The 13,103-nt window shown below is 72.4% G+C and carries 9 protein-coding genes; 7 read left to right on the forward strand and 2 right to left on the reverse strand.

The window, feature by feature from the left end:
* Positions 1–111 precede the first annotated feature (111 nt).
* Positions 112–888, reverse strand: coding sequence for a glycosyltransferase family 2 protein (locus DSC45_RS07620; protein WP_240434513.1), 777 nt, complete (start codon positions 886–888; stop codon positions 112–114).
* 157 nt (positions 889–1,045) lie between these two features.
* On the opposite strand from DSC45_RS07620, the gene DSC45_RS07625 reads away from it, so the two are divergent.
* The 5 genes from DSC45_RS07625 to galE all read left to right on the forward strand — a co-directional run bounded on the left by DSC45_RS07625 (position 1,046) and on the right by galE (position 10,377).
* Entirely contained in the window at positions 1,046–4,516 is a 3,471-nt protein-coding gene (locus tag DSC45_RS07625; protein ID WP_346426650.1) for a bifunctional glycosyltransferase/CDP-glycerol:glycerophosphate glycerophosphotransferase, read from the forward strand.
* The gene (locus DSC45_RS07630; protein WP_119288333.1) at positions 4,513–6,108 is read left to right on the forward strand and encodes a hypothetical protein; all 1,596 of its coding nucleotides are present in this window, start codon (positions 4,513–4,515) and stop codon (positions 6,106–6,108) included. The genes DSC45_RS07625 and DSC45_RS07630 overlap by 4 nt, the downstream gene beginning before the upstream one ends.
* A 110-nt stretch (positions 6,109–6,218) precedes the next feature.
* Complete coding sequence (locus tag DSC45_RS07635) at positions 6,219–7,472, forward strand: glycosyltransferase 87 family protein (RefSeq protein ID WP_119288475.1); 1,254 nt, start codon at positions 6,219–6,221, stop codon at positions 7,470–7,472.
* Positions 7,473–7,552: 80 nt separating this feature from the next.
* A complete protein-coding gene (locus tag DSC45_RS07640) occupies positions 7,553–9,223 on the forward strand; it encodes a glycosyltransferase family A protein (RefSeq protein ID WP_119288477.1) in 1,671 nt (556 codons plus the stop codon).
* A 188-nt stretch (positions 9,224–9,411) separates the two neighbouring features.
* Positions 9,412–10,377, forward strand: a complete 966-nt coding sequence (gene galE, locus DSC45_RS07645; protein ID WP_119288334.1) for a UDP-glucose 4-epimerase GalE — start codon at positions 9,412–9,414, stop codon at positions 10,375–10,377.
* Positions 10,378–10,472: 95 nt separating this feature from the next.
* On the opposite strand, the gene DSC45_RS07650 is transcribed toward galE, so the two are convergent.
* Positions 10,473–11,123 (reverse strand): TetR/AcrR family transcriptional regulator, encoded by a 651-nt coding sequence (locus DSC45_RS07650; RefSeq protein WP_119288336.1) that lies wholly within the window; start codon positions 11,121–11,123, stop codon positions 10,473–10,475.
* Positions 11,124–11,292: 169 nt separating this feature from the next.
* Between DSC45_RS07650 and DSC45_RS07655 the strand changes: the two genes are divergently transcribed.
* Positions 11,293–12,249, forward strand: coding sequence for an ABC transporter permease (locus DSC45_RS07655; protein ID WP_119288338.1), 957 nt, complete (start codon positions 11,293–11,295; stop codon positions 12,247–12,249).
* Positions 12,250–12,349: 100 nt separating this feature from the next.
* The gene (locus tag DSC45_RS07660; protein WP_240434530.1) at positions 12,350–13,099 is read left to right on the forward strand and encodes an ABC transporter ATP-binding protein; all 750 of its coding nucleotides are present in this window, start codon (positions 12,350–12,352) and stop codon (positions 13,097–13,099) included.
* Positions 13,100–13,103: the final 4 nt, after the last annotated feature.

The following is a 13,103-nucleotide window of genomic DNA, read 5'->3' on the forward strand; positions in this document are numbered from 1 at the left end:
TCGACGCGGGCTTGGCTGAACAGTCGAGGACAACAACGCGAGGACGGCCGCCCGAGTCACGAACGGACGGTCCGGCCCGGCGTGTTGCCCGTGTACGCGCCCGCCGGCCCGTCAGCCGGCGGCGCCGTCCAGGAACAGTTTGTGCACCACTCGCTCGGCTGCGTGGCCGTCGTCGTACGGGCAGAAGCGGTCACGGAAGGACTTCCTGAGCAGGGTGGTGGCGTGGGTGTCCCAGGCCTCCGCCTGGAAGAGGAAACGCAGCTCCTCCTCGCCGGCGGCTACGGCTCCCGGAGTCTGTCCGGGGCGGCCGGACAGCAGGTCGCAGTACAGCACGTCCTCGTACGGCTCGTGGGTCTCGGTGAAGGACAGGCCCTCGTACTGCCAGAACGCGCGCCTGACGAGGCGGTTCCAGGCCGCGTTGGTGACGGCGTGCGGATCGCCGGCGAGATCGTCGCCGCCGGGGAGCACGGTGTCCCACCAGTCGACGCGGTCGTGGGCGAAGAGCAGGACGTCCACGGGGGCGGGCCCCGGGCCACTCTCGTCGGGGGCCGGCCGGTCACCGGCCTTCAGGGCCGTATCGAGGGCTTCCAGTGCGCCCGGCAGCAGCAGGTCGTCCCCGTCGAGGAAGAGCAGATAGTCACCGGTGGCCGCGCGGGCGCCCGCGTTTCGGGCTCCTCCGGCGCCCGCTCGCGCGTCGAGCCGGACGACTTGCACGCGCGCGTCCTCGGCCGCAGACTCCGCGGCGATCGCACCGCCGGCATCGGGCGAGCAGTCGTCGACGACGATCAGTTCCAGGTCACGATGGCTCTGCGCCCGCACGGACTCCAGACATTCCCGCAGGTAGCCCTGGACGCGGTGGGCGGTCACGACAACGGAGAAACGGGGCATGCGCACCGAACGTAGTGAGACGGACACCGCCTGTCGAAGACCGATAGTCATCCTTTCGGGCGACGCAGGGCGAAGGAATTGACCGGAACGGGCAAACCGTACAAATACTCCGCCATGGTCGGCGGTGTCCCGTGCGCCCGCTCCGGAGGAGAGGCCCGTGTCCGTGCAGCCACGTCTCAGCGTCGTCGTGCCCATCCACAACGTCGAGCACTGCCTGGAGGAGTGCCTGCGATCGATCGCAGCCCAGACCGTCCCGTGGGACGGCGCCCTCGAAGTCGTACTCGTCGACGACGGCTCCACCGACGGCAGCACCCGCATCGCCCAAGCATTCGCCGACCGCGATCCACGCCTGCGGTACGTACGCCAGGAGCACGCCGGACTCGGAGCGGCCCGCAACACCGGGGTCCAGCAGATCTCCCCCGGCGTCGAGTTCCTGGCCTTCGCCGACAGCGACGACGTCGTGCCGCACGGCGCGTACCACCGGATGATCACCAGCCTGGAGAGCACCGGCTCCGACTTCGCCACCGGCAACGTCTGGCGGCTCGACGACCGCGGCCGCCACCAGACCGGGCAGTACACGTGGCTGACGAAGACCCGGGAACGCACCCACATCACCCGCGACCCCGAACTGCTCTCCGACCGGGTCGCCTGGAACAAGGTCTTCCGCCGCGCCTTCTGGCAGCGCCACGGCCTCTCCTTCCCCGAAGGTGGGCTCTACGAGGACACCCCGGTGATCGTCCCCGCGCACTTTCTCGCCTCCTCCGTGGACGTGCTGCACGACCACGTCTACTACCGGCGCGAAGGCTCGCTCACCGGGCAGCGCACCGACGTGCGCGGCGTACGGGACCGGATCGCGGCCTGCGACGAGGTGAGCCGCTTCCTGGCGGAGCGGTTCCCCGAGCACCGCCGGAGTTACGACACCTCCTGCCTGCGCGACGACTTCGGGCCCCTCCTCGACGGGCTGCCGATGGGCGGTCCCGAGTACCGGGCCGCCTTCCTGGTGGGCGCGGCCGCGTTCCTCGCGCGCGCCGACCCGGGTGTCATCGACGCACTGCCGGTCGACCTGCGGGTGAAGTGGCATCTGGTGCGTGAGCGGCGGCTCGCCGATCTGATCGCGGTGCTCTCCTTCGAGCAGCGGGGCGGCGCCGCGTTCGGCGTGCGGGGCGCGGTGCGTCGCGCCGCGGTCCATCCCGACGCCTCGGGAGGCCGGTTGCGCGTCCCGGCCCGCACGGCACGGCTGCGGCGCGGTGAACTGCCGGTCGTAGCCCGCCTTGAGCGTGCCGAATGGCAGGACGACGGGACGCTCCGCATCGACGGGTACGCGTACGTGCGCAACCTCCCGAGCGCGTCACCGGGCCGTGAGGTGCGCACCGGCATCCTGAAGTCCGCGCGCCACAAGGGAGTTGTGCGCCGCGTACCGACCAGGAGCGTGCCGTCGCCCGCGGCGACCGAGGACTCGGGCCAGGAGCTGCACGTCTACGACCACTCCGGCTTCTCGATGATCGTCGACCCGGACAGCCTCAAGGTGCGCGGTCGCAGGGAGCCCGGCAGTTGGCTGCTCGGTGTCCTCGTCGCCGGACACGGCACGGTGCGCAGGGCGGCCGTGCGGGCCCCCGAGGGACCGGCCGCGCAGGCCCTGGTGCGGGAGCTCGAGGACGGGTTCCGGCTCGTCCTGACGTACAGCCGGGGACGGTTGGTGCTCGAGGTCGTCGCGTACCACGCGCGCGTGGAGTCGCATCGTGCGGAGGGTGACGAGGTGGTGCTGCACGGGCGCCTGCACGGCCCTCGGCCGACCGTCCTGCGGCTCACGCACACGCATGCGGACGCCCGTTTCGACTGCCCCGTCGAGGGCGCCGGCGACGACTTCGCGATCCGGCTTCCGGTCGCCGCCATCGCCGCTGTGCCGCCCGCCGAGCGCCACGAGCCCAAGGAGGTCGAGCCGCCGCACAGTGACCGCTGGCAGGCGGAGCTGATGCTTCCCGACGGCTCCTCGGCCGCACTCGCGGCGGTCGTCGCTCTGCCGCCCGGGCGGTATCCGGCAGGTGCCGGACGCGAGCTCTGTGCGACCGCCGACGATTCGGGGCAACTCGTCGTCGAACTGACCCGGCAGCCGGTGGCCGACTCGCTGCGCTGGACCGACGGCGGTTCGCTGGTGGTCGAGGGCACGGTGGCGGACGCCAGTTGGGGCGATGCGGAGCTCGTACTGCGGCACGACTCACGGCACGAAGAGGTCGCCGTGGACGTCCACCGCGCGGGTGGCCGCTTCACCGCGCGCGTGGAGCCGGCCATCGCGGACGGCGGCCTGCCGCTACGCCAGGGCCGCTGGTACGCCTTCCTCCGGGAACTCGGTGCGGACGGCGACGGGGTGCCTGTGCGCACGCTCGCGTCGCTGGCGGGCCGGCTGCCGCTCACGCGCGCGTGCCAGGGCCGCGACTACAGCGCCGACCGCCGCTTCGGGGACCGGCTCCTGATCGACGCGGCGCCCCGCCTCGCGCGCGAGGAGCGCGGTGCGTACCGCCAGGCGCAGCTGCGGACCGTGCACTACGCGGCACAGCGCGAACTGCCCCTGAAGGAGACGGTCCTGTACGTCGGCGGGGACTCCCCGCGCGCAGTGCAGGAAGAACTCCTCCGACGCGGTGCCCCGGTCGAGCACCTGTGGGTGACACACGACGGACGCAGCTCGGTGCCGGCAGGCGCCGACGGTGTGGAACTGCACAGCAGCGCCTGGTACGAGGCGCTCGCGCGCTGCCGCAGGATCGTCACCGCAGGGCATCTGCCGGACTTCTTCGAGCGCCGAAGCGGCCAGACCGTCGTACAGACCTGGCACGGCAACCCGTTCAAGCGCATCGGCACGGATCTCACCGGCAGCCCCTACGCGGACCACTCCCAGCTCGACGTCCTGGCCCGGGCCACCGCCCAGTGGAGCGTCCTGGTCGCCCCGGGCCGGCGCGCCACCGCACGATTGAGCCGCGCACTCGCCTACCGCGGTGAGCTGCTGCAGGCCGGATCCCCGGCCAACGACCTGCTGTTCGCGGACGACCGCGGCAAGATCGCCGACCGGGTACGGGCCCGCCTGGGGCTGCCGCCCGGCAGACGCGTGGTGCTGTACGCCCCGACGTACCGCGACCATCTCGGCTACGCACCCGACCGCTACCGGCACGAGCAGGCACTCGACCTCGCCGCCGCGGAATCGGCACTCGGCGACGACCATGTGCTCCTGGTACGGCGTCATCCGCTGGCCGCGGGACCGCTGCCGGGTGCCCGCCCGCCGTTCGTCGTGGACGTCAGCGCGTATCCGCAGGTGGCCGAACTCCTCCTGGTCGCCGACGTCCTGGTCACCGACTACACCTCGCTGGCGTTCGACTTCGCGCTGACCGGCCGCCCGATGCTCTTCCACACCTACGACCTCGAGCAGTACCGGGACACCGTGCGCGGCTTCTGTCTCGACTTCGAGGCCACGGTCCCGGGGCCGCTGCTCCGCAGCACCGAGGACGTCGTCACGGCGCTGCGGGACCTGGACGCGGTGGCCGAGCGGCACGCGCGCGCGTACGCCGCGTTCCGGCAGGCGTACTGCGACCTCGACGACGGACGCGCGGCGGCGCGCGTCGCGGACAGGCTGCTGCGATGACGGACGCGCGCGTGGCCGGGGTCAGGACGGCGGCCGCGCGGCGCGTCGTGCACGGGTCCACAGCCGTGTACGGCGGGCTCAGGTCGCTGCGGCCGAGCCCGTACCTGGTGTACGGCACGCTGTTCTGGCTGGTGGCCGGGGCCGCGGCCTGGCGGGTGCCGGTCTGCTGCGACTTCGGGCAGCACGCGGCCGTGGTGAACCGGCTCGTCGCCGATCTGTGGTCGCCCGCCCAACCGACGGCCGACGTACCGGGCGCCGGCAGCCCGTACTACTCGCCGTACGCGGTGCTGCAGGCCGTCGTCGCCCGGCTGACCGGGCTCGACGGGTGGCAGGTGGTCAAGCTGACCGGACCGGTCAACCTCCTGGTGCTGCTGACGGGGCTCGGCCGCTTCGTGAAGGCCCTCACGCCCCGGCCCTGGGCGCCGGTGCTCGCGCTCGCTTTCCTGGTACTGCTGTGGGGCACCAGGACGGCGTGGTGGAGCGGGTTCCTCGGACTGATGCCGCTCACGGGGCATCTGCCGTTCCCGAGCACCTTCGCCGTCGGACTGGCCTTCTGGGTCTGGGCGTTGACGGCACGGCTCGCCGCGTCCGGCGGCCGGCCGGCCTCGTACGTACTGCTCGGCGTGCTCGGCGCCCTGGTCCTGCTGGTGCATCCGATCGGTTCGGTCGGGGCCATGGCGGGCGTCGCCGCCCTGGTGGCCGGGCGGCAGCGCGGGTGGCACGCGCGCGTGGTGGCCCGTTGGGTACTCGCCGGAGCGACCGCCGTCCTGCTCGCCGCCCTGTGGCCGTACTTCTCGGTGTTCTCGCTCGTCGGGGACGGGAGCGCGGACCCGGTTCACGAGCGGTTGTACACGGGATTTGCCGAACGCTACTGGCTGTCCCTGATCGGGTTGCCCGCGCTGTGGCTGCGGTGGCGGCGCGACCGCCGCGATCCGCTGGTCCTGATGTTCGCCCTCGACTGCCTGATCGTCGGCTACGGCTACCTGTCCGGGCACTTCACGTACGGCCGGGTCCTGGGGGCTGCGGTGATCCCGCTGCAGCTCGCCCTCGCCGTGGAGTTGGCCGGGCCGCGGCCATGGGCGCGGGGCCGCCGGGTCCTCGCGGGCGCTGCGGCCTCGGGAGCACTCGCGGGCCTCCTGCTGGTGCACGCCGGTGCGGTGGTGCCGCGGGCCGTCGATCCGGTGGGCTTCGACCAGCCGCCGCGCTGGCCCTCGTACGCCTGGGCCGCCGAGCGGATCGGGCCGGGCGACGTGGTGCTGACCGACAGCTATCGGGCCTCGCGTTCGCTGCCGGGCTTCGGGCCGAATCTCGTCGCGCCCGTGCGGCCGGACGCCTCGCTGCCCGAGCCGCAGCGACAACGCCGGCTGGACGCCGTCCGGCGCTATCTGGACCCCGGCAGCACGCGCGCACAGCGGGACGGGATCGTGCGCCGCTACGACGTGCGCTGGGTGCTGCTCTCGCCGGATCAACAAGCCCCTCAGGAGGCGGCGGTGGCGGCCTGGGGGCCACGTACAGGTGAGGTGCTGATGCGCGTAGGAGACGGCCGTCGGGCGCCGGCGCCGGTGAACGGCCCTGCGGGGAACGAACGTTGAGCGGCGTGAAGGCGCCCGCGCCCGCCTCCACGGCCGATCCCGAGTCCGTACGCCCCCGGCGGAGCCCGCTGCCCGCGCTCGTCGCGGCCTGGGTGATCACACGGGCGGTGATGCTGGTCCTGCTGGCCCGCGACGGCAGCCACCCGCTCGGGGTGGGCGGCGTCGCCCGCGAGGTCTACGAGCTCTACTTCCGCTGGTACGGCGTCCTGGCCGACGGCGGCTTCCCCCTCGACGACCCGCTGTGGCAGTACCCGCCGGCGGCCGGCCCGGTGATCCTGGCGCCCGGTCTGGTGCCAGGGGCGAGCTACTTCCAGGCGTTCGTCGCCATGACGCTGATCGCCGACGCGGTCGTGGTGCTGCTTCTGGTCCGGGCGGGACGGCGGCCGGGGCGTTCGCTGCGCGGTGCGCTCCTGTGGACCTGCAGCCTCCCGCTGCTCCTGCACATCCCGCTCGCCCGTTACGACGTCCAGGTCACCGCGTTCGCGGTGGCGGCGCTGCTCGCCCTGCCCACCGCAGCCGGGCGCACCAGCCCGGTAAAAGCCGACTCCGCGAAAACGTCCTCCACGCGCGCGTGGAGTGCGATCGCCGGAGCCTGTGCCGCTGCCGGTGCCGTGATCAAGGTGTGGCCGGCGCTCGTCCTGCTCGGCACCCCACCGGGCCGCATCACCCGCACCGCATGGACCGCGGCGGCCGCGACCGCGGCCGGACTGCTGCTCCTGCTCGCCGCCCTGTTCACGCATCCGTTCGACTTCCTGAGCCAGCAGGGCGACCGCGGCGTACAGATCGAGTCGCTCGGCGGCACCGTCCTCTCCCTCGCCCGGCAGGCGGGCTGGCCCGGCGAAATGCGCTACCAGTACGGCTCCGTCGAGTTCGTGGGGCCGTACGTGCCGACGGTGGCCGCCACCTGCCTGGTGCTGACCGTCCTCGCGTGCGTGGCTCTCGTCGGCCGGCGGATCAGGGCGGTGCGGTCCGGGCGGTGGACCACGGCGACGCCGTACGACGCCGCACTCTGCGCCGTACTGCTGTTCACCGTGACGAGCCGGGTGATCTCGCCGCAGTACCTGATCTGGCTGCTCGGACTCGCGGCGGTCTGTCTCACCTCGCGCGCAACGACCCAGCGGCCCGTCGCCGCCGTCCTCGCCGCCGCGGCCGCCGTCAGCACGCTCGCGTATCCCACGCTCTACGAGGACGTGATGACCGGGACCTGGACCGGCTGCCTGGTGATGCTGGTCCGCAACGGCCTGCTCGTGACGGCCGCGGTGCTGTCCTGGAAGGGCCTGTGGTCGTCGACCACGAAGCTCCCCGGAAACCGGGAAACCGGGGCAAACAGAGAAAACAGGTCAAAAGCTAAGATTCACTCGTGAACAGCACGCCAGACCACCGGTCACCGTCCGACGCCGGGTCCATCGCTCCCGCCGCGGCACCCGTCGCCCCCGCCGACGGCGTGAGCATCGTCGTGATCGGCTACAACGACGCACCCCATGTCGTGGACGCCGTGCGCTCGGCGCTCGCCCAGGGACCTCACGTACGCGAGGTCATCGCGGTCGACGACCACTCGACCGACGCCAGCCCCCGACTGCTCGCCGCGCTCGCCGCCGACGACTCCCGGGTCCGTCCCGTCCTGCGGCGGGCCAACAGCGGCGGCTGCGGCACTCCGCGCAACGACGGCATCGACGCCGCGACCTCGGCGCACCTGATGTTCCTCGACAGCGACGACGTCCTGCCGCCGGGTGCCGTGGACGCACTCCTGACGGCCGCCCGCGAACACGGCACCGAGGTCACCACGGGCCGCTGCCTGCGCCGCGAGCTGCCCTCCGGGCACGAGACCGTCTGGCAGCCCGGCCTGTACGACAGCGCCGCGATCATCGAACACCCCGCACACCGCACCTCCCTGGTGCAGGACACCCTGTGCGTCAACAAGCTCTACCGGACCGACTTCCTGCGACAGCACCGGATCCGCTTCCCCGAGGGCCGGTTCCTCTACGAGGACTTCGTCTTCACCGCGCGTGTGCTCGCCGCGGCCCCGCGCATCGCCCTCATCGCCAATCCGGTCTACGTCTGGCACGTACGCCGTGAGGCCGCCCGCCTCTCGCTCTCCCTCGACCGCGCCGGCATCGGGAACTGGACGGCACGGCTCGACGCCCACCGACAGGCCGTCGAGATCCTCGCGGCCGCCGGCGAGCAGCGGCTCGCCAGCGCGGCCCGCGCCAAGTTCCTCGACCACAGCCTGTGTATGTACGCGCGCGAACTGGGCGACCGGAGCGCCGAGTACCGCGCTGCCTGGTGGCACACCACGCGCGCGTACCTGTCGACCTTCGACGCCGCCGATTTCGCGCGCGCCCCCGCGCCGGGCCGCGTCATCGCGCGCGTGGTGCTCGCCGCGCCCGACCCCGTCGACCTCCCCCGCATCAAGGAGATCGCGGCGCGCCCGGCCCGGCTCCTGCCGCCCTACGCCGTCGACGCGGCGGGCGCGCCCATCTGGTCGCAGGCCCTGCCGCAGGTGCCTCTCGACCACCTCCTCGTACGGCCGATGCGACTGTTGCCGCTCGCCGTGGACGCCGAGGTACGGCCACGCGCGCGTGCCTCCACCCTGACGCTGCGCCTGCACGACCTCTACGGACGCGCGAGCGCGGCCGTACCCGTCAGCGTCGACGTCGAGCTGCTCGCCCGCGCCGACCGGCGTACCGGACTGCACCACACGGCGCCCTGGACGCCGGACGGCCCGGCGGACGCCGACTCTGCCGCGCCTTCCTGGTCCGCGCGCGTCGACCTCGACCTGGCGGGGCTCGACACCGGTCTGTGGGACCTGCGGCTCCGGGTCCGCTTCGCCGACGGCAGCTACCGCGACACCACGGCCCACCCGGCACCCGGCCCCGGACGGCTGCACCCGCGGTTCGTCCTGCGCGCGCGCCGCGGCCTGCTGCTCCTGCGGCCGTACAGCACACGGGCGGGGAGCCTCGCCGTACGCGTGGCTCCCGGAGCATCCGCCGCGAGGAGCGCGGCGCGGGCGCGGCTGCGGCGCCTGCTCGACGCGGAGCGCTCCCGGCGCAAGCCACCCGCGCCCGACCACCCGACGGCCGCCCCAGCGGAACCGGCCCGCGGCGCCGCACGTTGACCGACCGAGAACAGCCAACGACCGGCCGGACCGGCACACCGGGTGCGGACGGCGGGACGGCAGCACGGAGAATGCAGGAACCGACGGCGTGGCCGCACCCCGCGCCGACCGGACACGAAGCACGAAGCAGAGACCGGCACACGACCGACGCACAAGAGCGACCAAGCAAGGCAAAGGACAGGGTGGACATGACCTGGCTGATCACCGGCGGCGCCGGCTACATCGGGGCACACGTCGTCCGCGCCATGACGGCGGCGGGCGAGCAGGCGGTCGTGTACGACGACCTGTCGACCGGCATCGCGGACCGCGTACCCGAGGGCGTCCCCCTGGTCCAGGGCTCGATCCTCGACCGTGACCTGCTCGGCCGCACCCTGGCCGATCACGGCATCACGGGCGTCATCCACCTTGCGGCGAAGAAGCAGGTCGGCGAATCCGTCGAACTCCCCCTGGACTACTACCGGGTCAACATCGAGGGCCTTCGTGTCCTGCTCGAGGCAGTGGTGGACTCGGGCGTCGGCGCCTTCGTCCTCAGCTCGTCGGCCGCCGTCTACGGCATGCCGGACGTCGACCTCGTCACCGAGGAGACGCCGTGCCTGCCGATGAACCCGTACGGCGAGACGAAACTGGCCGGCGAGTGGCTGGTGCGCGCGACGGGCCGGGCGCACGGCCTGACGACTGCCTCCCTGCGCTACTTCAACGTGGCGGGCGCCGCGGCCCCTGAGCTCGCCGACACCGGCGTGTACAACATCGTTCCGATGGTCTTCGAGAAGCTCAGCGCCGACGAGGCGCCGCGCATCTTCGGCGACGACTACCCCACGCCCGACGGCACCTGCATCCGCGACTACATCCACGTGGCCGACCTGGCGGATGCGCATGTGGCCGCCGCCCGCCGACTCGCCGCCGAGCCCGGCACTGACCTGACGGTCAACATCGGCCGGGGAGAGGGAGTTTCGGTCCGCGAGATGGTCGACATCATCTCCGAGGTGACCGGCCGGGACATCACCCCCGAGGTCACGTCCCGCCGCGCGGGCGACCCCGCGCGCGTGGTGGCCGCGGCGGACCGCATCTCCGGGGAGCTGGACTGGAAGGCCAAGCACGACGTACGGGACATGGTCACGTCCGCCTGGGCCGGTTGGCAGCACCACCACCGGTGAACGCTCCACGGCCCGACCAGGACCCACCCCCGTAACGCCTCGCGGCCCGACCGGAGCGCGCCGTCGCCCGACATCGAATCGGGCGGCGGCCGGCCTCACAACTCCCGAAGCGCCGCCGCCGTGGCCGAGGCGAGCAGGTCCAGGTAGCCGTCGGGCAGCGGTGAACGGACCACGACGGAGCGCCAGTACAGCGGCCCGGAGATCAGGTCCAGCGCCAAGTCCTCGTCCGTCCCGTCCAGTTCGGACAGCTCCCCGCGCGCGGACGCTGCCCGTACGATGCCGCTCGCGACCGAGTACTGCCCCTCCCGCAGCGCCTGCTGCAACGCCTCGGCGATCTCCGGATTGCGGGCCGCCTCCGCCTGCAGATCCGGAATGATCTGCCCGGCCACCGGATGCCGCAGCGCACGCGAAGTCACCTCGTAGAGCAGCCGTAGATCCTCCTCGAGCGAGCCGGTGTCCGGGGCCGGCAGCCCCTGCACGGCGACCGCGGACACCAGGTCGAGCACCAGCTGCAGTTTGGAACGCCACCGGCGGTAGACGGCGGTCTTGCCGACACCCGCCCGCCGCGCGACCCCCTCGATGGACATCCGCGCATAGCCGACCGCCGCGAGTTCCGCGAAGACCGCCCCACGGATCGCCTCGGTGACGTCCTCCCGGAGCACGGCCGCACCCGCCGGTGCCCGCCGACGGCCCGGACCGCCGGCTGCGTTCTCCTCGCGGTCGCCTTCACGGCTCTTGGGTGTCATGAGCACCAAGCATAGGGCGACGTGACCACGACCACGTCACGACGAAACGGTTGCGTACCGACGTCGTCAAGCCCTACGCTCCACGCAACGACGAAACGGTACCGTCCCGACGCCAAGGCGCCGCAAACGCCGCGGATCCCGCGACCCCTCACACCCGGAGGCCCGGAAGGTGAGCCACACACTCGACAAGCCCCCTCAGGAGCCCGCGCCCACCCGCGCCACCTCCACTCCACCCGCCACCGAGCCGGCCCTCTCCCCCACCGAACTCGCCGCACGCCACGGCCTCACGGCCAGCGGCGCCCGCCCCTCACTGCCGAGTTACGTCCGACAGCTGTGGCAGCGGCGGCACTTCATCACCGCGTTCGCCACCGCCAAACTCACCGCGCAGTACAACCGCGCCCGCCTCGGCCAGCTCTGGCAGGTACTCACACCGCTGCTCAACGCGGCCGTCTACTACTTGGTGTTCGGCGTGCTGGTCGACACCCGCAGGGGCGTCGAGGACTTCGTGCCGTTCCTGGTGACGGGCGTGTTCGTGTTCACCTTCACGCAGAGCTCCGCACTCACCGGCACCCGTGCCATCTCCGGAAACCTGGGCCTGGTCAGGGCGTTGCACTTCCCCCGGGCGGCGCTGCCCCTGGCGCTCTGCCTGCAGCAACTCCAGCAACTGCTCTTCTCGATGGCCGCGCTCGCCGTGATCCTGCTCGGCTTCGGCGTACCGGTCACGACCTCCTGGCTGCTGGCACCCGGAGTGCTCGCGCTCCAGTTCCTGTTCAACGCCGGCCTCGCGCTCGCCGTCGCCCGCCTCGGCAGCAAGACCCCCGACATCGCCCAACTGATGCCCTTCCTGCTGCGCACCTGGATGTACGGCTCGGGCGTGATGTTCAGCCTGCAGTCGAAGCTCGAGGGCCGGGACATCCCCGAATTCGTGCGCACGGCACTGGAGTTCAACCCGGCGGCCGTCTTCATCGATCTCATGCGGTACGTCCTGATCGACAGCTTCCACACGGCGCAGCCACCCGGCCAGGCAACAACCTGGTGGATCACGGCGGCGTGCTGGGCGGTGGTCGTCGGGGTCGGCGGATTCATCTGGTTCTGGAAGGCTGAGGAGACCTACGGTCGTGGCTGACACCCTGAGTGCATCCCTGTCCGCGCGGGCGACGGGCCGCGTCCCGGGCCCCGCGCCCGCGCCGTCCACCGAGCCCGCGACGGAGGCCCCGCCCCCCACCGTGATCGCCGACGGCGTGGACATCGTCTACCGGGTCAGCGGCGGCTCCGCCGGCCGCGGCAGCGCCACCTCCGCACTCAGCCGCATCCTGCGGCGCGGCAAGCCGTCCGGCGGACGAGAGGTGCACGCCGTCAGAAACGTCTCGTTCACGGCCTACCGCGGCGAGGCGATCGGCCTGATCGGCACCAACGGCTCCGGAAAGTCGACACTGCTGCGCGCCGTCGGGGGCCTCCTGCCCACCGAACGGGGCCGCATCCTCACCCAGGGCAGGCCGTCCCTGATGGGTGTCAACGCAGCCCTGATGGACGACCTGACGGGCGAACGGAACGTGGTGCTCGGCGCCCTCGCGATGGGCCTGTCCCGCGCGCAGACCCGCGAACGCTACGACGACATCGTCGATTTCTCCGGAATCAACGACAAGGGCGACTTCATCTCGCTCCCGATGCGCACCTATTCCTCGGGCATGCGGGCGCGGCTGCGCTTCTCGATCGGCGCGGCCCGCGACCACGACGTCCTCCTGATCGACGAGGCCCTGGCCACCGGTGACCGCGCCTTCCAGCGGCGCTCCGAGACCCGGATCCGCGAACTGCGCCGGAACGCGGGCACGGTCTTCCTGGTCAGCCACAACAACAAGTCCATCCGGGACACCTGCGACCGGGTGCTGTGGCTGGAGCACGGCGAGTTGCGCCGGGACGGACCGACGGACGAAGTCCTCGCGGAGTACGAGGAGTTCACCGGCGGCAAACGCTGACAGC

It is taken from the genome of Streptomyces sp. YIM 130001, from assembly GCF_003574445.1.
Lineage (GTDB): Bacteria > Actinomycetota > Actinomycetes > Streptomycetales > Streptomycetaceae > Streptomyces.